Genomic DNA, 19,521 nt, shown 5'->3' on the forward strand with positions numbered 1-19,521 from the left:
GAGCGCACGGGCACCGAGGCGGCGGGACCGGGACGGTGCGATATGGCGAACGCATTGTTATTTCGTTCGTAGCTAGTAATAACACAGCTACTTACTTTTCGTAAGCACCTCACCTCGACGCAGTACGCTGGGGGCATGGCGGATCACGGCGAGCATCACTGTCAGCGGGTGGACGCGGGGATCACGCGTGTCTTCGAGCTGTTCGGTAAGCGCTGGACGGGGCCGATCGTCTCCGTACTGCTTCAGCATCCGGTGCACTTCGCGGATCTGCGCCGGGCGATTCCCGGCATCAGTGAGCGGCTGCTCTCGGACCGGCTGGCCGAGCTGGGGGCCGCGGGGCTGGTCATTCGAGAGGTCGACGAAGGGCCACCACTACGGGTCGCCTACCGGCTGACGGAGGCGGGCGCGGCGATGGGACCCGCACTCAAGGAGCTGGGGCGGTGGGCCGAGATTCATCTGGGCGACACCGGCGGCTGCTGAACGTGGCGGGCGGGTGTGCCCCGTCTGTGAGACGGGGTGTTGGTGCCCGGTCCGAGGACTCGGTGGTCTCGGGTGGCTGCCGCCCGATGATGGTTCAGGGGGATCGGCCGGTCTCAGGTGACTGTCTCGCCGGACGAGTTGTAGCGCAGTAGGTGGTCCGCGAACAGGGCGAGGTCTTCCTCGCTCCAGGCGGCGAGCCGCTTCCGGTAGGCCATGCGACGGCTGGCCTGGGACGAGGCGAGGGCCTGTGTGCCCGCCTCCGTGGGATGCAGCACCTGGATGCGGTGGTCGGTCGGGTCCGGATGGCGCTCGACCAGGCCCATCCTTTCCAGTGCCCCGATCTGCCTGCTGACCGTCGACTTGTCGAGCATGTAGTGGGCTGCCAGGTCCGTTGCGCGGCATCCGTGCTGGTCGTCGATGTGTGCCAGCAGTGTGTACGAGACGAGGGGCAGCTCCGGATGGAGCTTCGCCGCCGCGGCGCGTGCGCGACGGGCGAACGCCGTCAGCTCCCGCTGGATGACGTCCAGCGACTCTTCTCGTTCCCGGGGGGTGCCTGGCACGGGTTCACCTTCCTCGCGATGGGAGTTGCATAATACAACGAATTATGAGTTGCGAAAGCCAACTAACGAGGGGGGCCTGATCACGATGTGCCGACAGGACCGAGTACCGCACCTGGCTCCACCGCCGGGGCGTTGCGCCATGTGCTGACCCGCCTGGTCGTCCCGAGCTGATGTGGGTGAGCTCGGGGCTCGGGTCTGGCGGGGCCCCGACGGCCTTCGCCGGAGGTTTTCCACAGGGCCGAACGGATTTCGCGGGGTGGCGGTACTTTCGTCCCGAGTTGATGTTCGGACACGGGGGAGGCGGCGCTCCATGAGCGAAGTCGATGTGGCTGTGCCGGGGCGGGTGGCCGGGGCTGCGGGGCAACGCATCCCCGTGGTGCCCGGGTTCGCCCGGCGCGCGACGCCGGGCGGGGCGGACGCCATGGGGGTGCGGGACGCGACGGGAACGCGCGTGGCCGGACGGGCTTCGTCGGTGACCCGGTCGCCGAGAGCGGTGGGCAAGTCGCTGCGGGAGCGGGTCGCCCGGTCCTCGCACGACACGCTGGCGCTTTCCCCGGACCGCCCCGACGCGGTGCGGGCGGTCGAGGACTCCGGGCGGGGCCGGGTGCCCGCTCTCGCCCCGATACGGGTGGGGCGGATGGCGGCCACACCGTTCGCCTTTCTGCGCGGCTCGGCCGGGCTGATGGCCCACGACCTGGTGGGCACCCCCGTCACCGGGATCGGCACCCAGCTCTGCGGCGACGCTCACGCGGCCAATTTCGGGCTGTACGGCGACGCGCGCGGCAGCCTGATCATCGACCTGAACGACTTCGACGAGACCGTGTTCGGTCCTTGGGAGTGGGATCTCAAGCGGCTCGCCACTTCGCTGGTCCTCGCGGGGCGGGAGGCGGGCGCGGACGAGGAGACCTGTCGGCGGGCCGCGTACGACACGGTGGGAGCGTACCGGCGGACGGTCCGGCTGCTGGCCAAACTGCCGGCCCTGGAGGCATGGAACGCCATCGCCGACGAGGAACTGGTGTCGCACGCCGACGCGCGGGACCTGCTCGGCACGCTGGAGCGGGTCTCGGCGAAGGCCCGCAACAACACGAGTGCGCGCTTCGCGGCCAGGTCGACGGAGGACTCGGGCGACGGCGGGCGCCGGTTCGTCGACGCGTCACCCGTGCTGCGCCGGGTGCCGGACGCGGAGGCGGCGGCGGTGGCGGCGGGGCTCGCCGGGTATCTGGACACGGTCTCCGAGGACCGGTTGCCGCTGCTGGCCCGGTACGCGATTCACGATGTGGCGTTCCGGGTGGTCGGCACGGGAAGTGTTGGTACCCGCTCGTACGTGGTGCTGCTGCTCGACCACCGTGGTGAGCCGCTGGTGCTCCAGGTGAAGGAGGCGCGGCCGTCCGCGCTGGCGCCTTATCTGCCCGCGGTCGGGTTCTGCCCCGCCGAGGTGGCGCACGAGGGGCGCCGGGTGGTGCTGGGGCAGAAACGGATGCAGGTGGTGAGCGACACTCTGCTGGGCTGGACCACGGTCGAGGGCAGGCCGTATCAGGTGCGGCAGTTCAGGAACCGCAAGGGCAGCGTGGACCCGGTGGCACTGGCGGCCGACCAGGTCGACGACTACGGGCGGATGACCGGTGCGCTCCTGGCACGGGCTCACGCGCACAGCGCCGACCCCCGGCTCATCACCGGGTACTGCGGGAAGAACGAGGAACTGGACGAGGCGGTGGCGGCGTTCGCCGTCGCGTACGCGGACCGCACGGAGGCGGACCACGCGGAGTTGGTACGGGCCGTTTCCTCGGGCCGGATAGCCGCCGAGCCGGGCGTGTGAGGCCGCGCGTTGTGCGGCCGGGCGTGCGGCGGGGGTGTGTGGGCAAGGGGGTGCGGGGCGTGAGGCCGGGGTTGTGGGGCCGGAGCGCGAGATGGGCGTGTGAAGAGTGGCAGGTGAGAAGTGCCGTGCGAGGTGAGTGTGTGAGAGGAGGCATGAGGTTGCGGTGCGAGGTGGGTGACTGAGACGGCCGTGTGAGGCGGGTCCGTGAGACGGGGCTCCGCTGGCCGTGGGTCGTCGGGGTGTGGGCTGTGGCCATACGCTGGGCGGGTGACCCACGAAGCCGCCGGGGGGCCGACCACCCGGAACGACGATGACCGGCAGGACGAGCAGCAGGGCGAGGGCGGGCAGCCCGCTGAGGACGCGGCACGCCCCGAGGCCCGGCTGGCGCACGCGGTGCGGGTGGCCGAGCAGGCGCTCATCGAGTTCGAGATCGCGGTGGAGACGTTCCGGGTGGAGGTCGAGAACTTCTCTCGGTTGCACCATCAGAGGCTGGGCCCGATGTACGCCCGCCTCGACGAACTGGACGCGCAGATCGCCGAGGCCAGGGCTGCCATGACGGGGGACCCGGAGGACCTGCGCAACGCCCAGGAGGCGCGGTCGGTGGTCATGCCGATGCCCGCCGTCGAGGAGCTGTTCCACGACTGGATGGACTCCGACGGGCTGTCGCCGGAGGCCGCGGCCATGCTGACCGAACAGCCGGTCCGGCCGCCCAAGCGGGTCCGGCCCACCGACGAGGCGCGCAAGCTCTACCGCGAACTGGCGCGCAAGGCCCATCCGGACCTGGCCCAGGACGAGACGGAACGGGCACGCAGGGACGAGTTCATCGCCCGTGTCAACGCCGCCTATGGGCGCGGCGACGAAGCGCAGCTCCGGGAACTGGTCGAGGAGTGGGCAGCGGGCCCCGCGCTTCCGGAGGCACGGCTCAGCGAGAGCGAGGAGCTGTACGCGCGGCTCGACTGGCTGACCCAGCGCAAGGAACTGCTGACCCTGCTCGCCCATGAGCTGGAGGACAGCGCGATCGGTTCCATGCTGCGGATGGCCCCGGACGACCCGGATCGCCTGCTGGAGGAGATCGCCGAACAGTTGCTGGGCGAGGTCGCGCAGCGTGAGGCGCGGTTGTCCGAACTGGTGCAGTAGCGTTTCCGGTGACGCTTGCGCCGTATGTACGAAAGAAGGCAACCCTCATGAACTTCGCCCCGCTCCCCTCGGTGGATGTCGCGGCGGTGCCGTCCGACGGCTTTGTGCTGGACGTCCGGGAGGACGACGAGTGGGCGGCCGGTCATGTCGAGGGTGCTCTGCACATCCCGATGAGTGACTTCGTCGGCCGCTTCGGCGAGCTGACCGAGGCGGCCGAGGACGGGCGTCGCGTCCATGTGATGTGCCGGGTCGGCGGACGCTCCGCCCAGGTGACGCAGTATCTGGTGCAGCAGGGCGTCGACGCGGTGAACGTCGATGGCGGAATGCTGGCCTGGGACGGTGCCGGACGTCCGCTGGTGACGGACACCGACAGCCCGGCATTCGTCCTCTGACCCACCCACCCCTTACCCGCCCGGGGCCCCGCTGACCGAGTGACCTGTCCGGTCGGTCGGGTCATCATTCGGGGCATCGTCCGTCCGCGCCACGGCCACGCAACTACCGGCCCGCCGTCACCGTGCCCGTCCTTCCCGTCAGTGGCCACCGGCTGCCGGCAACCGCCCAGGAGGGTGGCCGCCGGCAGCCGGGCGCGCAACCCTCGGTCCGTCGTCGTCCGTGACTCTCGACCGGCTTCTCGGCTTCGCCGCTCGGGTCGGATCACACCTGGACCGGCTCGCGGTCCGAATCGGCTCGCGCCGGATCGGCTCGGCGCTGGGGATCAGTGGTCGAAGTCCAGTTCCACCTGGGAGGTGACCGGGTGCGACTGGCAGGCCAGGACGTAGCCCGCGTCCGTCTCCTCCGGTTCGAGTGCGAAGTTGCGGTCCATTCGGACCTCGCCGGACACCAGGAAGGCCCGGCAGGTCCCGCACACACCGCCCTTGCAGGCGTACGGCGCGTCCGACCTGCTCCTCAGCAGGGTTTCCAGCAGTGACTCGCCTTCCCGCACCGGCCAGTTGCCGGAACGGCCGTCAAGGGTCGCGGTGAGGACGCTCTCCGCAGGTATCTCGGTGCGTGGCCGGACGGCGGCCGTCGCTTCGCTCTCGACGTGGAAGATCTCCTGATGGACGCGTGCCCGGTCGACGCCGAGTGTGCGCAGCGCCGATTCGGCTTCCTGGACCAGGCCGAACGGTCCGCACAGGAACCAGCCGTCGATCTCCGGGACCCGCACCAACGCGGGCAGCAGCGTGGCGAGCCGGGTCCGGTCCAGCCGACCCGAGGGCAGACCGGCCTGTTGCTCCTCCCTGGACAGCGCCGTCACCAGTTGGAATCGGCCCGGGTAGCGGTCCTTGAGGTCCGCCACCTCCTCAAGGAACATCGTGGAGCCGGCCGTCCGGTCGCTCCGGATCAGACAGAACCGGGCATCGGGTTCCCGAGCCAGCAGAGTCGCCGCCATCGACAGGACCGGAGTGATCCCGCTGCCGCCGACGACGGCCACGAACCGGCCCGTGCGCGGAGCGAGCACGAACCGTCCTATCGGGGGCGCCGCCTCCACCCGGTCACCCACCGCGAGTTCCTTGAGGGCGTAGGTGGAGAACGCGCCGCCGTCGACCAGCCGGATACCGACCCGCAGCATCGGCTCGGTGGGCTCCTCGGCGGCCGGGGCGCAGATCGAGTACGTACGCCGGATCTCCTCGCCGTCGAGGCTGTGGCGCACGGTGAGGTGTTGGCCGGGCGTGTGCCGGAACAGCTCGCGCAGTTCGGCCGGCACGGTGAGGGTGACGGCCACCGAATCGTCCGTGAGCCGTTCGATCGCGCCGACCCGGAGTGGATGGAACATCTACAACTCCTTGAAGTGGTCGAACGGTTCACGACATGACACACAACGTCGCAACGCCTTGCAGGCGGTGGAGGAGAACCGGCTCAGCAGTTCTGTGTCCGTCGAGCCGCAGTGCGGGCAGTGAACGGAGAGCGCGAGCGGCACCGGGCCCCCCGGGCCCGGGGGGCCGCCCTGCCCTCCTGAACCGCCGGCCTCCCCCGGTATGCCGTGCGGGCGCGGCGGTGCGATGCCGAAGTCGGCGAGCTTGCGCCGTCCCTCGGCGCTGATGTCGTCCGTCGACCAGGCCGGAGCGAGAACGGTGACCACCGTGACCTCGGGAATGCCGTGGTCGTGCAGCACTCGCTCGATGTCGGCCGACATGGCCTCGATCGCCGGGCAGCCGGTGTAGGTCGGGGTGAGCCGTACCGTCACACGGCCGGGCCCTTCCACTCGCACCTCGCGGAGGACCCCCAGCTCTTCGAGGGTCACCACGGGCAGTTCCGGATCGGGGACGGAGCCGGCCAGTTCGCGCAGTTCCGCTTCGAGCACGGTTTCGGTCACCATGACGCTCCCGGGTGGCTGCGGTGCAGATGCTGCATCTCGGCGAGCATCCGCCCGAACGGTTCGGTGTGCAGGCCCTGGCGGCCGGCGCCCGCCGCCCAGGCCCCGGCGCGCGGCCCGGTCGGCGGCGTCAGCGTGGCCCGCTCCAGCACTTCGGTGACGGTGACCGTCCAGCGCGCTTCCAGAGAAGGCCAGTCGATGTCCACGCCCTCGACCGGCAGGAACATCTCGCCGGTGTACCGCCACAGCGCGTCGAGTCCCCGCCGCATCCGCTCATGGCTCTCGGCCGTGCCGTCGCCGAGCCGCAGCGTCCAGTGCTCCGCGTGGTCCTGGTGGTACGTGACCTCCTTGACCGCCTTGGCGGCGAGGCCCGCGAACGTGCCGCCGCCCGCGGCCAACTCCTCGTACAGCAGCCGCTGGTAGACGGAGAAGTACAGCTGACGGGCGATGGTGTGGGCGAAATCGCCGTTCGGCTGCTCCACCAGCTGAAGGTTGCGGAAGGCCCGCTCCTCGCGCAGATACGCCAGCTCGTCCTCGTCGCCGACGAGTGACAGCAGCACCCTGGCCTGTCCCAGGAGGTCCAGGGCGATGTTGGCGAGCGCCAGCTCCTCCTCCAGGACGGGGGCGTGGCCGGCCCACTGTCCCAGCCGGTGCGACAGCACCAGCGCGTCGTCGCCCAGGGCGAGAGCCGCGGTCACAGGTGCTTCACCCCTTCCGGGATCTCGTAGAACGTCGGATGCCGGTAGGGCTTGTCACCGGCGGGCTCGAAGAAGGAGTCCTTCTCGTCCGGTGACGAGGCCGTGATCTGTGTCGACGGCACCACCCAGAGGGAGACGCCCTCGGAGCGGCGGGTGTACAGATCGCGGGCGTTGCGCAGGGCCATCTCGGCGTCCGGGGCGTGCAGGCTGCCCGCGTGGGTGTGGGACAGCCCGCGCCGGGAGCGCACGAACACCTCCCACAGCGGCCAGTCGGTGGAGCTGCTCATGCCGTCGCCTCCCCAGGCTGTGCGGTGCCGTGGTGGCCCGCGGCTTCTTCGGTCTTCGCCGTGGCCGGGCCCTGGGTGGTGTCCGCGGCCCGTCCGGTGGCGTGCTTGCCGGCGTAGGCGGCGGCGGCGTCCCGCACCCAGGCACCGTTCTCGTGTGCGGTGCGCCGTTGCGCGAGTCGCTGTTCGTTGCAGGGGCCGTTGCCCTTCAGGACCTCCTGGAACTCGGTCCAGTCGATCGCCCCGAAGTCGTGCTGCCCGCGCTCCTCGTTCCACCGCAGCTCCGGGTCCGGGAGCGTGAGCCCGAGCGCTTCGGCCTGGGGGACGCAGATGTCCACGAATCGCTGGCGCAGCTCGTCGTTGGAGTGGCGCTTGATCTTCCAGGTCATCGACTGCGTGGAGTGGGACGAGGCGTCGTCCGGCGGGCCGAACATCATCAGGGACGGCCACCACCAGCGGTCCACCGCGTCCTGGGCCATCGCGTGCTGTGCCGGGGTGCCCCGGCTGAGGGCGAGCAGTGCCTCGTACCCCTGACGCTGGTGGAAGGACTCCTCCTTGCAGATCCGGACCATGGCGCGCGCGTACGGCCCGTAGGAGCAGCGGCAGAGCGGGACCTGGTTGGTGATCGCCGCACCGTCCACCAGCCAGCCGATCGCGCCGACGTCCGCCCAGGTGAGCGTCGGGTAGTTGAAGATCGAGGAATATCGCTGGCGGCCCGCGTGGAGTTTGTCGAGCAGCTCCTCGCGGCCTGTGCCGAGCGTCTCCGCCGCGCTGTACAGATACAGTCCGTGACCCGCCTCGTCCTGGACCTTGGCCATCAGGATCGCCTTTCGGCGGAGCGACGGGGCGCGTGAGATCCAGTTCGCCTCCGGCTGCATACCGATGATCTCGGAGTGGGCGTGCTGGGCCATCTGTCGGACCAGTGAGGCGCGGTAGGCGTCCGGCATCCAATCGCGCGGTTCGATCCGCTCATCATCCGCCAGCGCGGCGTCGAAGGCCGCTTCCAGGGCCGCCTCCCCCGCGCTGACGGCGTTCGCCGTGCCGGTCGTACCGGTGTCCTTGCCGCCTGTTGTCTGGTCCGCAGTCACTGCCGTCATCCCGGGCTCCCTACCGACCGATCGTTCGGTTCGATGTCTTCAATGGTGAGTCGAGGGCCCGTAGGGTGTCAACCCTGTGGATAACTGACCGGGGTCGACGGGGATCGGGGCGGGATGGATTCGTACGACGACAAGGGAGGTCGTGGCGGTCCGGGCATAGCCGGTCTATCGCTTCCGTACCGGATCGTGGCCGCTCTCGCGCTGTCCGTCATCGGCCTGGTCGCCTGCGGACATCTGGGCATGGTCTTCCTGCACGTGGCCCCCGCCAACACGCTCTCCAGGCAACAGGACGAGACGATCGGCGACTGGATCTATCCCGAGTTCGAACAGAACTGGAAGCTGTTCGCTCCCAACCCGCTCCAGCAGAACGTCTCGGTGCACGTACGGGCCGAGGTGGCCGGTGCCGACGGCCTCCGTACCACCGGCTGGATCAATCTGTCCGCCGAGGACGGCCAAGCGATCCGAGGCAGCCTCTTCCCCAGCCACGTTCACCAGAACGAACTCCGCAGGGCCTGGGACTTCTACACGAAGTACCACGACGACGACAACCGCCCGAACGGGCTACGCGGCGATCTCTCCGAACGTTACGTGCGTCGCCTGGCCCTGCTGCGCCTCGGTGAGCGTGATGTGGGCGGCACCGTCGAGCGGGTCCAGATCCGGTCGGCGGTGCGCTCCGTCCCGGCGCCGCCGTGGAGCGACGAGAAGATCAGTGACCGGACCAGCTACCGGGTGCTCCCGTGGTGGTCCGTCACCTCCGCCGACCTCCCCGAAGGCGCCACGGAGGCCGGCAGGTGAGCGCGATCTCCTTCGACCGGAAGCTCGCCCTGGGCATCCAGCGTGTCTCGGGTGCCTCTCTGGGCCGGTATCAGAGCGCCGTCGTCCGCATCGGCTTCTCGGCGACCTATCTCTTCTTCCTGCTGCGCGAATATCCGCACCGCCACGAGATGTACGGTCCGGACTCCCCGTGGGGCTGGGACATGGCGCGGCAGCTCATGGCGACCAACGACGCCTTCTCGGTGCTCATGTGGTCGGACGGCACGGTCTGGTTCGAGACGGTGTACGCCGTCACCATCGTCTCCGCCGCGCTGCTGATGGTCGGCTGGCGCACCCGCACCATGTCCGTGCTGTTCATGGTCGGGGTGCTCTCGGTGCAGAACCGCAGCATCTTCATCGGTGACGGCGGCGACAACGTCATCCACCTGATGGCGATCTACCTGGTGCTGACGCGCTGTGCCCAGGTCTGGTCGCTGGACGCCTGGCGTGCGGCGCGAGCGACCGCCGGGCACGCGCGATCGGGTTCCGCGCCGCCGGAAGCCCCTGGTCCGCGGGACGTGATCGGACCGGCCCTGTGGACGGTGCTCGGCGTGGTTCTCGCGACGGGCACGCTGACGGACGGCCTCGGCGGCACCTGGTGGCTGCCCGCTCTGCTGTGGTCCGTGTGGCTCGGGCAGGCCGTGTGGTGGGTGGTGAACCGGTACACGCCCCATGGCGAACCGCGCGTCCTCCTCGACGTCCTGGCCAATCTCCTCCACAACGCCGCCCTTCTCGTGATCATGGCCGAGGTCTGTCTGATCTACGCGACCGCCGGCTGGTACAAGATCCAGGGCTCCCGGTGGCAGGACGGCACCGCCATCTACTATCCGCTCAAGCTCGACTCCTTCACGCCCTGGCCCGCTCTGTCGGACATCGTGGCCTCCAGCGGCGTGGTGGTGATGCTGGTGTCGTACCTGACGGTCGTCGTCCAGGTCGCCTTCCCCTTCACCCTCTTCAACCGGCGCGTCAAGAACGTCCTGCTCGTCGCCATGATCGGCGAGCACATGGGCATCGCCGTACTGCTCGGGCTGCCTTTCTTCTCGATGGCGATGATCGCCGCCGACGCCGTCTTCCTGCCGACCGCGTTCCTGGTGTGGCTGGGCGGCCGGGTCGCGCTCGGTCGGCGACGCCTGTTCGCGCGCAAGGGCCACGGGGCCGCCCCGCCGCAAGCGGGTGACTCGGACGGGACCGGTGCCCCGGGCGGTTCGGGCGGTTTGGCCGGTTCGGGCCAGGAGGCGGTGCGGCCCGGCGGCGACGGCGGCCATACCCTCGTCGGGTGAACAGCGAGACCGGCCGGACCGGTGATACCCCCGCCGAAGAATCCGCGGAGCCGATTCAGTACGACGACGGTTACGGCACGGAGATCGGCGTGGGACCGCACCCCTTGCCCTGGCCCGAGGACGAGGAGCGGTACGACCCCGAACTGCTCGCCCACGGCGACCGGCGCAATGTCGGCGACGAGTACCGCTACTGGACCCGCGAGGCCATCGTCGCCGACCTGGATCTTCGGCGGCACGACTTCCATGTGGCCGTGGAGAACTGGGGCCACGACTTCAACATCGGGTCGGTGGTGCGCACCGCGAACGCCTTTCTCGCGAAGGAGATCCACATCGTCGGGCGGCGGCGCTGGAACCGGCGTGGCGCGATGGTCACCGATCGCTACCAACATGTGCGCCACCATCCCGACACCGCCGGGCTGACCGCCTGGGCGGCGGCCGAGGGGCTGCCGATCATCGGGATCGACAACCTCCCCGGGGCCGTGCCACTGGAGCGGACCGAGCTGCCGCGCCGGTGTGTGCTGCTCTTCGGACAGGAAGGGCCGGGCCTCACGGAAGAGGCGCGCGCCCACGCCTCGATGGTGTGCTCGATCGCGCAGTTCGGCTCGACGCGGTCGATCAACGCGGGAGCCGCGGCGGCCATCGCCATGCACGCATGGGTCCAGCGGTACGCGGACATCCCCGCGGTGGAGGGGTCTCCCGAGAGGCCCTGAGCCTGGCACCGCCTGCGCGTGGGAACGTCCCCCAGGGCCTGGCACCGCCTGCGCGTGGGAACGTCCCCCAGGGCCTGGCACCTCCTGCGCGTGGGAACGTCCCCCAGGGCCTGGCACCTCCTGCGCGTGGGAACGTCCCCCTGCGCCCGGCAGCCTTCTGAGTCAGGGAGATCTCCCTGGCCCGAACCCGTCAGGCCTGGCGGCGGACCTCCACCACCCGGAAGCGGTTCGACACGAACGCTCCGTCGCACAGAGCCGCGTTGGCCGCCGGGTTGCCGCCTGAACCGTGGAAGTCGGAGAACGCCGCGGTCTGGTTGACGTACACCCCGCTCGTGAGATTCAGCGAGAGCTGCGCCGACTCGTCGAGGCAGACGTCCTCGATCGCGCGCTCCACGTCGGGTGATGTGGTGTACGCGCCGACCGTCATCGCGCCCTTGTCGCGAATCGTGCGTCGCAGCAGCTCCAGGGCGTGTTCGGTGGAGTCGACCGCGACGGCGAACGACACCGGGCCGAAGCACTCCGTCAGGAAGACCGCCTCGGCCTCCGGCTTTGCCCCGTCGAGCTTGACGACGACCGGAGTACGCACCACGGCGTCCGGGAACTCCGGGTTGGTGACCTCGCGCGACGGCAGGGCGACCTCCCCCAGCCCAGCGGCGGCCTCCAGCCTGCCCTTCACCTCCGGGTTGACCAGGGCGCCCAACAGGGCGTTCGCCCGGCTGTCGTCGCCCAGGAGCCCGGTCACCGCGGCGGCGAGATCGCTGACCACGTCGTCGTACGTCTTGTCGCCGGCGTCCGTCGCGATGCCGTCCCGGGGAATCAGCAGATTCTGCGGGGTCGTGCACATCTGGCCGCTGTAGAGGGAGAGCGAGAAGGCCAGATTGCTCAGCATGCCGCGGTAGTCGTCGGTGGAGTCGACGACGATCGTGTTGACCCCGGCCTTCTCCGTGTAGACCTGTGCCTGGTGGGCGTTGGCCTCCAGCCAGTCGCCGAAGGCGGTGGAACCCGTGTAGTCGATGATCCGGATCTCGGGACGGACCGCGAGGCTCCTGGCGATTCCCTCGCCCGGTCGTTCGACGGCCAGGCAGACGAGATTCGGGTCGAAGCCCGTATCACTCAGCACCTCGCGCGCCACCTTGACGGTGAGAGCCAGGGGCAGGACGGCACGCGGGTGGGGCTTGACCAGGACCGGGTTGCCGGTGGCGAGGGAGGCGAACAGGCCCGGATAGCCGTTCCAGGTGGGGAACGTGTTGCAGCCGATCAGCAGCGAGACGCCCCGGCCGGCCGGGGTGAACGACTTGCGCAGCTCCAGCGGGTCGCGCTTGCCCTGCGGCTTGGACCAGTCCGCGGTACTCGGGGTGCGGGTCTGCTCCTCGTACGCGTACGTCACCGCCTCCAGGCCCCGGTCCTGGGCGTGCGGGCCGCCCGCCTGGAACGCCATCATGAAGGCCTGACCGCTGGTGTGCATCACGGCGTGGGCGAACTCATGGGTCCGGGCGCCGATCCTGGCCAGGATCTCCAGACAGACCAGTGCCCTGGTCTCGGGCCCGGCCTCGCGCCAGGCGACCGTCCCCGCCCGCATCGCCGGAAGCAGCACGTCCGGGTCGGCGTGCGGGTATTCCACGCCCAGCTCCGGCCCGTACGGCGAGACCTCGCCGCCCGTCCAGGCGTCCGTGCCCGGCTGGCCGAGATCGAGCCGGGTGTGCAGCACGGCGTCGAACGCGGTCTTGCCCTCGGCCGCGCTGAGGCTGCCCGGGGCGCCACCCTCCCCGTACGCCTTCGGGTGCTCGGGATGCGGCGACCAGTAGGCCCGCGTACGGATCGCTTCGATCGCCTTGTCGAGCGTGGCGCGGTGCTTGTCGGAGAGCTGCTGGGGGGAGAGCTCGGCGGCCATGAACGACCAACTCCTCGTCGAGCTGGGCAGGGACGGGCGGACAGACTTAGATTAACCGAACGATCGGTCGGTACAAGGGGGCCTGGGAAACCTGTGGACAAGTCATGAGGGAGGATCGCGGGCATGACCACGGCCAAGCGGGACACGTACACGCCGGAAACGCTTCTCACGGTCGCCGTCCAGGTGTTCAACGAGCGCGGCTACGACGGCACGTCCATGGAGCACCTTTCCAAGGCGGCGGGCATCTCGAAGTCGTCCATCTACCACCACGTCGCGGGCAAGGAGGAACTGTTGCGGCGGGCGGTGAGCCGGGCGATCGACGGCCTCTTCGGGATTCTCGACGAGCCTGGAGCGACACGCGGGCGATCGGTCGAGCGGGTCGAGTACGTCACGCGGCGCACGGTCGAAGTGCTGATGGACCAGCTGCCGTACGTCACTCTGCTGCTGCGCGTACGGGGCAACACGACGACCGAGCGGTGGGCGCTGGAGCGTAGGCGCGAGTTCGACCAGAGGGTCGCGGAACTGCTGATGGCGGCTGTCGCGGACGGGGATCTCCGGTCCGACGTGGACATACGGCTGGCCACCCGGCTGCTCTTCGGCATGGTCAACTCGCTGGTCGAGTGGTACCGCCCGCAGGCGGGCGGAAGCGCGGAGGGGGACCGGCTGGCGGACACGGTGGTCCGGCTGGCCTTCGAGGGCATGCGCGCCAGCCGCTGACGCCTCAGGCCAGTTCCGTGGGGCGGTTCGGGCCGGGAGCGAGGTCCGTCTCCTCGAACACCAGCAGGGTCCGGGTGGACAGCACCTCCGGTATGGACTGGATCTTCGTCAGCACCAGCTCGCGCAGCGCGCGGTTGTCCGGGGTGTGCACCAGCAGCAGCACATCGAAATCCCCGCTGACCAGGGCGATGTGGGTGGCCCCCGGCAGGCACTGAAGCTGCTCGCGCACGGTGCGCCATGAGTTCTGCACGATCTTGAGCGTGATGTACGCGGACGCGCCCTGGCCCGCCCGCTCATGGTCGACCCGCGCGCTGAAACCGCGGATCACGCCGTCGTCGATGAGGCGGTTGATCCGCGCGTACGCGTTGGCGCGCGAGACGTGCACCCGTTCGGCCAGGGCGCGGATCGACGCGCGTCCGTCCGTCTGCAGGATGCCGAGGATGTCGCGATCGATGCTGTCCAGCGGGCGCGCGGGCGGGGTCCGGCCGAGGTCTCCGGCACCTTCGACCATTTGTTCAGCTGTCATGTCCCCGCGCCTCCCTGTTGTGGACGACCTGCCTCTATCCCAGGCTGTGGAAAACCGTTTGTCCACAGGCTGACGGCGCCTGTAGCCAAAATGCGCTCACGACCGAACAATCGGTAGGTGAGACGCGCCACATCGGTGCGGCTGCCGCTTCCATGAGTTTCACGACATTCCGCCGTACTTCTTCGTCCCTTCCGCGTCCCCGATGCCGCCGCTTTCCCCACTGATGCCAGGCCGATCCCCCTAACGCCAGGAGGTGCTCGTCATGACGGTCCAAGAGCTGCCCGGTGCGGCTGCCTACCGGCCCACGCCGCCCCCGGCCTGGAAGCCGCTCACCGACCCCGCGCCGCTGCTCCCGGACCCCGAGCCGTACCGGGTTCTCGGCACGGACGCCGCGGCCGACGCCGATCCCGCGCTGCTGCTGCGGCTCTACACCGAGCTGGTGCGCGGGCGGCGGTACAACGCGCAGGCCACGGCCCTGACCAAACAGGGCCGACTCGCCGTGTATCCGTCGAGCACGGGTCAGGAGGCGTGCGAGATCGCCGCGGCCCTCGTCCTGGAGGACCGGGACTGGCTCTTTCCCAGCTACCGCGACACGCTCGCGGCCGTGGCGCGCGGTCTCGACCCGGTCGAGGCGTTGTCCCTGCTGCGAGGGGACCGGCACACCGGTTACGACCCGCGCGAGCACCGCGTCGCGCCCCTGTGCACCCCGCTCGCCAATCAGCTCCCGCATGCCGTGGGGCTGGCGCACGCGGCGCGGCTCAAGGGCGACGACGTGGTGGCGCTCGCCATGGTGGGTGACGGTGGCACCAGCGAGGGCGACTTCCACGAGGCGCTGAACTTCGCGGCCGTCTGGCAGGCCCCGGTGGTCTTCCTGGTGCAGAACAACGGCTTCGCCATCTCCGTTCCGCTCGCGAAGCAGACCGCGGCGCCGTCCCTGGCCCACAAGGCCGTCGGGTACGGGATGCCGGGGCGGCTCGTCGACGGCAATGACGCGGTCGCCATGCACCAGGTGCTGGGCGAGGCGGTGGCGCGGGCGAGGTCCGGCGGCGGGCCGACGCTCGTCGAGGCCGTGACGTACCGGATGGACGCGCATACGAACGCCGATGACGCGACCCGTTACCGGGTCGCCGAGGAGGTGGAGGCATGGCGTGCGCACGATCCGATACGGCTCCTGGAAGGCGAACTGACCGGGCGGGGGCTGCTCGGCGACGACGGCATCGAGGAGGTCCGCGAGGCGGCCGACCGGATGGCGGCGGGGCTGCGCGAGCGGATGAACACCGATCCGGTGCTCGACCCGATGGACCTGTTCGCCCATGTCTACGCGGAGCAGACCACACAGCTGCGGGAGCAGGCGGCTCAGTTGCGTGCCGAACTGGACGCCGAACGGCCGGAACAGGAGAACGGACGATGAGCAGCGCGACGGTGGTCGAAGCCGGGCGGCCGGGGAGGACGAAGCCGGCCACGATGGCGCAGGCGCTCGGCCGGGCGCTGCGGGACTCGATGGCCGAGGACCCGGCGGTGCATGTTCTCGGTGAGGATGTCGGGACGCTCGGCGGGGTGTTCAGGATCACGGACGGCCTGGCGAAGGAGTTCGGGGAGGACCGCTGTACGGACACGCCGCTCGCCGAGGCGGGAATCCTCGGCGCGGCCGTCGGTATGGCGATGTACGGGTTGCGGCCCGTGGTGGAGATGCAGTTCGACGCGTTCGCCTATCCGGCGTTCGAGCAGTTGGTCAGTCATGTCGCCAAGATGCGGAACCGCACCCGGGGCGCCATGCCGTTGCCGATCACGGTGCGGGTGCCGTACGGCGGCGGGATCGGCGGGGTCGAGCACCACAGCGACTCGTCGGAGGCGTACTACATGGCGACGCCCGGACTGCACGTCGTCACGCCCGCCACGGTCGACGACGCGTACGGGCTGCTGCGGGCCTCGATCGCCTCCGACGATCCGGTGGTCTTCCTGGAGCCGAAGCGGCTCTACTGGTCGAAGGCGGCGTGGTCGCCGGACAGCCCCTCGGTGGTCGAGCCGATCGGACGGGCCGTCGTGCGCCGTTCCGGCCGGAGCGCCACGCTGATCACGTACGGCCCTTCGCTGCCGGTCTGCATGGAGGCGGCGGAGGCGGCCGGCGCCGAGGGCTGGGACCTGGAGGTGGTCGATCTGCGTTCGCTGACGCCGTTCGACGACGAGACCGTCGCCGCGTCCGTGCGGCGGACCGGGCGGGCGGTCGTCGTCCATGAGTCCTCCGGTTTCGGCGGTCCGGGCGGGGAGATAGCGGCCCGGATCACCGAGCGCTGCTTCCACCATCTGGAGGCGCCGGTGCTGCGGGTCGCGGGGTTCGACATCCCGTATCCGCCGCCGATGCTGGAGCGGCACCATCTGCCGGGCGTGGACCGGGTGCTCGACGCGGTCGCCCGGTTGCAGTGGGAGGCGGGGAGCTGATGGCCCAGGTGATGGAGTTCAAGCTGCCGGACCTCGGTGAGGGGCTGACCGAGGCGGAGATCGTTCGCTGGCTGGTGGAGGTCGGCGATGTGGTGGCCATCGACCAGCCGGTCGTCGAGGTCGAGACGGCCAAGGCGATGGTGGAGGTGCCATGCCCGTACGGGGGTGTGGTGACCGCGCGGTTCGGCGAGGAGGGTGCGGAGCTTCCGGTGGGGGCGCCGCTGCTGACGGTGGCGGTGGGCGCTGCGGAAGAGGCCGGGTCGGCGGAGACGCGTGGCCCTGCGGGGACGACCGCTTCCGGGGGCGCGCGGGGCGGCGGCTCTCCGGGGGACGCGTCGGGGACCGGGGCGGGTCCGTCCGCCGCGGCTGCGGGCAGTGCCGTGGATGCCTCGGCGGACGGCTCGTCGCGCTCGTCGGAGGTGGAAGCGTCGGGCAATGTGCTCGTCGGGTACGGGACCGGGGCGCCGGCCGCCCGTCGCCGGCGGGTCCGGTACGAGCCCACCACTCCGGCGGGAGCACGGCAGGGTGACCGGAATTCCGCGGTGGGTTCGACGGGTTCCACGGTGGGTCCGACAGGCTCCACAGTGGGTTCGGCGATGGGCTCGACGGGTTCGGCGACGGGTTCGGCGGGCTTGACGGAGGATGCGGTGGCGGGGCCGGTCGCGGTTGTCTCTCCACTGGTACGGAAGCTGGCCCGCCAGCACGATCTCGATCTGAGGCGGTTGGCGGGATCGGGACCGGATGGGCTGATCCTGCGCGCCGACGTCGAGTCGGCGATCAGGAAGGTGACCGGTGCCGGTGCCGGTGCCGGGGGCGATGCGGGTGCCGGAGTCGGGATCGACAACGGTTCCGCGGCTAGGGTCCGGGACGACTCCGTGGCGGCGGGGTGGGCGGCGGACGTGGCCGGTGAGCGGATTCCGTTGCGCGGCGTGCGGGGAGCGGTCGCGGACAAGCTGACCCGTAGTCGGCGGGAGATACCGGACGCCACCTGCTGGGTCGATGCCGACGCGACCGAGCTGATGGCCACCAGGGCGGCGATGAACGCCGCAGGGGGCGCAAAGGTTTCGGTGCTCGCCCTGCTGGCCCGGATCTGCACGGCGGCGCTGGCGCGGTTCCCCGAGCTGAACTCCACGGTGGACGTGGACGCTCGGGAGATCGTGCGGCTGGCCGAGGTCCACCTCGGATTCGCCGCCCAGACCGAGCGCGGACTCGTTGTCCCCGTCGTCCGGGACGCGCAGGACCGGAACGTCGAGTCGATCAGTGCCGAGATGGCCCGGCTGACCGAGGCGGCCCGGGCGGGAAAGCTCACCCCGGCATCGCTGACCGGCGGGACGTTCACGCTGAACAACTACGGCGTGTTCGGGGTCGACGGTTCGACACCGATCCTCAACCACCCGGAAGCGGCCATGCTGGGGGTCGGCCGGATCGTGCCCAAGCCGTGGGTCTTCGAAGGTGAGCTGGCGGTGCGCCAGGTGGTGCAGTTGTCGCTGACCTTCGACCACCGGGTCTGTGACGGCGGTGCGGCGGGTGGCTTCCTGCGGTACGTGGCCGACTGCGTCGAACGCCCGGCGGTGCTGCTGCGCACGCTGTGACGTCGGGTCGTCCGGGCCGTACGTGTCGTCCGGGCTGTCTGGGCTGCCCGCGTTGTCCGCGTTGTCCGGGCTGTTCGGGCTGTTCGGGCTGTTCGGGGCGTATGTGTCGTCCATGCCGTACGTGTGGTTCGTGCCGTACACGTGGTCCGGGCCGTAGATGCGGGACGTGTTCGTGAGGTTGTTCGTGACGTGTGGTTCGCGGATGGGGAGTGGACCGTTCGCGCACCGTGGGGTTGCACGACATCCGCACCCGGGGCACGCCCGTGGACGGGGCCGCGCATACTCGGTGCATGACCGCGTATGACGCCATCGTTCTCGCCGGAGGCGCCGCCAAGAGGCTCGGGGGTGCGGACAAGCCGGGACTCCGGGTCGGTGGCCGGGCGCTGCTCGACCGAGTGCTCACGGCGTGTGCCGGGGCGGCGACCACTGTGGTGGTGGGCGATCGTCGGCCCACCGTGCGCCCGGTCACCTGGGCGCGCGAAGCGCCGCCGGGTGGCGGGCCGTTGGCCGCGCTCGGTGCGGGGATGCGGCACATCGGGGCGGACAGCGTCCTCGTGCTCTCCGCCGATCTGCCGTTCCTGAGTGGGGACACGGTGAGCGAGCTGCGGGCCGCTGCCGGGCGTCAGGGTGGGGAAGGCGCGCTGTGCGTCGACCCGGACGGCCGGGACCAGCCGCTGGTCGCCGTCTACCGCGCCGAACCCCTGCGCCGTGAACTCGCCCTCCTCGCCACCGAGCACGGCGGCCTCGCCGGTCTGCCCCTGCGGTTGCTGACCGAAGAACTCGACCTGACCCGGGTGGAGGCCGGTCCCCTCGCCTCCTTCGACTGCGACACCTGGGAGGACATCGCCTCGGCTCGGGCACGTATCAGGGAGCATGGGACCGTGCTGGACGAATGGATCACCGCAGTCAAGAACGAACTGGGTATCGAGCTCGACGTCGACACCGGCGTCCTGCTCGATCTGGCCCGTGACGCCGCCCACGGTGTCGCCCGGCCCGCCGCGCCTCTCACGACCTTCCTGGTCGGATACGCGGCGGCGAAGGCGAGCAGTGGTGACGGTCCCGAGGCATCGGCCGAGGCGGTGGCGGAGGCCGCCCGCAAGGCGGTGGCCCTCGCCATGCGTTGGTCGGACGAGGCCGAGTCGCAGTGACCGGCCAGGGCCGAGGGGC

20 protein-coding genes are annotated in these 19,521 nt (G+C 70.5%); 12 read left to right on the plus strand and 8 right to left on the minus strand.

Annotated features, from left to right (window positions below; all coding sequences use genetic code 11):
• Nucleotides 1-135: 135 nt before the first annotated feature.
• On the plus strand, nucleotides 136-480 hold the full coding sequence (locus PZB75_RS15415; RefSeq protein WP_275535867.1) for a helix-turn-helix domain-containing protein: 345 nt from the start codon (nucleotides 136-138) through the stop codon (nucleotides 478-480).
• A gap of 113 nt (nucleotides 481-593) precedes the next feature.
• On the opposite strand, the gene PZB75_RS15420 is transcribed toward PZB75_RS15415, so the two are convergent.
• A complete protein-coding gene (locus tag PZB75_RS15420; protein WP_275535868.1) occupies nucleotides 594-1,040 on the minus strand; it encodes a MarR family winged helix-turn-helix transcriptional regulator in 447 nt (148 codons plus the stop codon).
• Between the two features lie 310 nt (nucleotides 1,041-1,350).
• Between PZB75_RS15420 and PZB75_RS15425 the strand changes: the two genes are divergently transcribed.
• The 3 genes from PZB75_RS15425 to PZB75_RS15435 all read left to right on the plus strand — a co-directional run bounded on the left by PZB75_RS15425 (nucleotide 1,351) and on the right by PZB75_RS15435 (nucleotide 4,385).
• Nucleotides 1,351-2,856, plus strand: a complete 1,506-nt coding sequence (locus PZB75_RS15425; RefSeq protein ID WP_275535869.1) for a DUF2252 domain-containing protein — start codon at nucleotides 1,351-1,353, stop codon at nucleotides 2,854-2,856.
• Nucleotides 2,857-3,123: 267 nt separating this feature from the next.
• A complete protein-coding gene (locus PZB75_RS15430) occupies nucleotides 3,124-3,993 on the plus strand; it encodes a hypothetical protein (protein ID WP_275535870.1) in 870 nt (289 codons plus the stop codon).
• A gap of 47 nt (nucleotides 3,994-4,040) precedes the next feature.
• Nucleotides 4,041-4,385: a rhodanese-like domain-containing protein gene (locus PZB75_RS15435; protein ID WP_275535871.1), complete on the plus strand. Its 345-nt coding sequence runs from the start codon at nucleotides 4,041-4,043 to the stop codon at nucleotides 4,383-4,385.
• A gap of 323 nt (nucleotides 4,386-4,708) precedes the next feature.
• On the opposite strand, the gene PZB75_RS15440 is transcribed toward PZB75_RS15435, so the two are convergent.
• From PZB75_RS15440 to paaA, 5 genes are read right to left on the minus strand one after another with little or no spacing between them, the layout of a single operon-like run.
• Nucleotides 4,709-5,767 carry a 2Fe-2S iron-sulfur cluster-binding protein gene (locus PZB75_RS15440; protein ID WP_275535872.1) on the minus strand — a complete coding sequence of 353 codons (1,059 nt, stop codon included), beginning with the start codon at nucleotides 5,765-5,767 and terminating at the stop codon, nucleotides 4,709-4,711.
• Nucleotides 5,768-6,310 (minus strand): 1,2-phenylacetyl-CoA epoxidase subunit PaaD, encoded by a 543-nt coding sequence (paaD, locus tag PZB75_RS15445; RefSeq protein WP_275535873.1) that lies wholly within the window; start codon nucleotides 6,308-6,310, stop codon nucleotides 5,768-5,770. It abuts the gene before it with no gap.
• Nucleotides 6,304-7,005 (minus strand): 1,2-phenylacetyl-CoA epoxidase subunit PaaC, encoded by a 702-nt coding sequence (gene paaC / locus PZB75_RS15450; RefSeq protein WP_275535874.1) that lies wholly within the window; start codon nucleotides 7,003-7,005, stop codon nucleotides 6,304-6,306. Before paaC ends, paaD begins: the two co-directional genes overlap by 7 nt.
• Complete coding sequence (gene paaB / locus PZB75_RS15455) at nucleotides 7,002-7,292, minus strand: 1,2-phenylacetyl-CoA epoxidase subunit PaaB (protein ID WP_275535875.1); 291 nt, start codon at nucleotides 7,290-7,292, stop codon at nucleotides 7,002-7,004. The genes paaC and paaB overlap by 4 nt, the downstream gene beginning before the upstream one ends.
• A complete protein-coding gene (paaA, locus tag PZB75_RS15460; RefSeq protein ID WP_275535876.1) occupies nucleotides 7,289-8,386 on the minus strand; it encodes a 1,2-phenylacetyl-CoA epoxidase subunit PaaA in 1,098 nt (365 codons plus the stop codon). Before paaA ends, paaB begins: the two co-directional genes overlap by 4 nt.
• 114 nt (nucleotides 8,387-8,500) lie before the next feature.
• On the opposite strand from paaA, the gene PZB75_RS15465 reads away from it, so the two are divergent.
• From PZB75_RS15465 to PZB75_RS15475, 3 genes are read left to right on the plus strand one after another with little or no spacing between them, the layout of a single operon-like run.
• Entirely contained in the window at nucleotides 8,501-9,181 is a 681-nt protein-coding gene (locus PZB75_RS15465; protein WP_275535877.1) for a DUF5819 family protein, read from the plus strand.
• Nucleotides 9,178-10,479, plus strand: coding sequence for an HTTM domain-containing protein (locus PZB75_RS15470; protein ID WP_275535878.1), 1,302 nt, complete (start codon nucleotides 9,178-9,180; stop codon nucleotides 10,477-10,479). Before PZB75_RS15465 ends, PZB75_RS15470 begins: the two co-directional genes overlap by 4 nt.
• Entirely contained in the window at nucleotides 10,476-11,189 is a 714-nt protein-coding gene (locus PZB75_RS15475) for a TrmH family RNA methyltransferase (protein ID WP_275535879.1), read from the plus strand. Before PZB75_RS15470 ends, PZB75_RS15475 begins: the two co-directional genes overlap by 4 nt.
• Nucleotides 11,190-11,379: 190 nt before the next feature.
• Here PZB75_RS15475 and paaN read toward each other — a convergent pair whose 3' ends face one another.
• Complete coding sequence (gene paaN, locus PZB75_RS15480) at nucleotides 11,380-13,080, minus strand: phenylacetic acid degradation protein PaaN (protein ID WP_275535880.1); 1,701 nt, start codon at nucleotides 13,078-13,080, stop codon at nucleotides 11,380-11,382.
• A 123-nt stretch (nucleotides 13,081-13,203) separates the two neighbouring features.
• Between paaN and PZB75_RS15485 the strand changes: the two genes are divergently transcribed.
• Complete coding sequence (locus tag PZB75_RS15485; RefSeq protein WP_275535881.1) at nucleotides 13,204-13,797, plus strand: TetR/AcrR family transcriptional regulator; 594 nt, start codon at nucleotides 13,204-13,206, stop codon at nucleotides 13,795-13,797.
• A gap of 4 nt (nucleotides 13,798-13,801) precedes the next feature.
• Here the strand turns inward: PZB75_RS15485 and PZB75_RS15490 are convergent, their stop codons facing one another.
• Nucleotides 13,802-14,323, minus strand: a complete 522-nt coding sequence (locus PZB75_RS15490; protein ID WP_275535882.1) for an Lrp/AsnC family transcriptional regulator — start codon at nucleotides 14,321-14,323, stop codon at nucleotides 13,802-13,804.
• A 262-nt stretch (nucleotides 14,324-14,585) separates the two neighbouring features.
• On the opposite strand from PZB75_RS15490, the gene pdhA reads away from it, so the two are divergent.
• The 4 genes from pdhA (at nucleotide 14,586) to PZB75_RS15510 (ending at nucleotide 19,502) form a co-directional block, all read left to right on the plus strand.
• Nucleotides 14,586-15,734: a pyruvate dehydrogenase (acetyl-transferring) E1 component subunit alpha gene (gene pdhA / locus PZB75_RS15495; protein WP_275535883.1), complete on the plus strand. Its 1,149-nt coding sequence runs from the start codon at nucleotides 14,586-14,588 to the stop codon at nucleotides 15,732-15,734.
• Nucleotides 15,731-16,762, plus strand: coding sequence for an alpha-ketoacid dehydrogenase subunit beta (locus PZB75_RS15500; RefSeq protein WP_275535884.1), 1,032 nt, complete (start codon nucleotides 15,731-15,733; stop codon nucleotides 16,760-16,762). Before pdhA ends, PZB75_RS15500 begins: the two co-directional genes overlap by 4 nt.
• Nucleotides 16,762-18,354, plus strand: a complete 1,593-nt coding sequence (locus PZB75_RS15505; RefSeq protein WP_275535885.1) for a dihydrolipoamide acetyltransferase family protein — start codon at nucleotides 16,762-16,764, stop codon at nucleotides 18,352-18,354. Before PZB75_RS15500 ends, PZB75_RS15505 begins: the two co-directional genes overlap by 1 nt.
• A 290-nt stretch (nucleotides 18,355-18,644) precedes the next feature.
• A complete protein-coding gene (locus PZB75_RS15510) occupies nucleotides 18,645-19,502 on the plus strand; it encodes an NTP transferase domain-containing protein (RefSeq protein WP_275535886.1) in 858 nt (285 codons plus the stop codon).
• Nucleotides 19,503-19,521 lie beyond the last annotated feature (19 nt).

Source organism: Streptomyces sp. AM 4-1-1 (genome assembly GCF_029167625.1).
In the GTDB taxonomy this organism is placed as follows: domain Bacteria; phylum Actinomycetota; class Actinomycetes; order Streptomycetales; family Streptomycetaceae; genus Streptomyces.

What these genes read in the sequence shown, in the direction of transcription:
- PZB75_RS15415 (WP_275535867.1), top strand. Translation starts at nt 136, where the DNA reads ATGGCGGATCACGGCGAGCATCACTGTCAGCGGGTGGACGCGGGGATC.
- PZB75_RS15425 (WP_275535869.1), top strand. Translation starts at nt 1,351, where the DNA reads ATGAGCGAAGTCGATGTGGCTGTGCCGGGGCGGGTGGCCGGGGCTGCG.
- PZB75_RS15435 (WP_275535871.1), top strand. Translation starts at nt 4,041, where the DNA reads ATGAACTTCGCCCCGCTCCCCTCGGTGGATGTCGCGGCGGTGCCGTCC.
- PZB75_RS15440 (WP_275535872.1), bottom strand. Translation starts at nt 5,767, where the DNA reads ATGTTCCATCCACTCCGGGTCGGCGCGATCGAACGGCTCACGGACGAT.
- paaD (WP_275535873.1), bottom strand. Translation starts at nt 6,310, where the DNA reads ATGGTGACCGAAACCGTGCTCGAAGCGGAACTGCGCGAACTGGCCGGC.
- paaB (WP_275535875.1), bottom strand. Translation starts at nt 7,292, where the DNA reads ATGAGCAGCTCCACCGACTGGCCGCTGTGGGAGGTGTTCGTGCGCTCC.
- paaA (WP_275535876.1), bottom strand. Translation starts at nt 8,386, where the DNA reads ATGACGGCAGTGACTGCGGACCAGACAACAGGCGGCAAGGACACCGGT.
- PZB75_RS15465 (WP_275535877.1), top strand. Translation starts at nt 8,501, where the DNA reads ATGGATTCGTACGACGACAAGGGAGGTCGTGGCGGTCCGGGCATAGCC.
- paaN (WP_275535880.1), bottom strand. Translation starts at nt 13,080, where the DNA reads ATGGCCGCCGAGCTCTCCCCCCAGCAGCTCTCCGACAAGCACCGCGCC.
- PZB75_RS15485 (WP_275535881.1), top strand. Translation starts at nt 13,204, where the DNA reads ATGACCACGGCCAAGCGGGACACGTACACGCCGGAAACGCTTCTCACG.
- PZB75_RS15490 (WP_275535882.1), bottom strand. Translation starts at nt 14,323, where the DNA reads ATGACAGCTGAACAAATGGTCGAAGGTGCCGGAGACCTCGGCCGGACC.
- pdhA (WP_275535883.1), top strand. Translation starts at nt 14,586, where the DNA reads ATGACGGTCCAAGAGCTGCCCGGTGCGGCTGCCTACCGGCCCACGCCG.
- PZB75_RS15500 (WP_275535884.1), top strand. Translation starts at nt 15,731, where the DNA reads ATGAGCAGCGCGACGGTGGTCGAAGCCGGGCGGCCGGGGAGGACGAAG.
- PZB75_RS15505 (WP_275535885.1), top strand. Translation starts at nt 16,762, where the DNA reads ATGGCCCAGGTGATGGAGTTCAAGCTGCCGGACCTCGGTGAGGGGCTG.
- PZB75_RS15510 (WP_275535886.1), top strand. Translation starts at nt 18,645, where the DNA reads ATGACCGCGTATGACGCCATCGTTCTCGCCGGAGGCGCCGCCAAGAGG.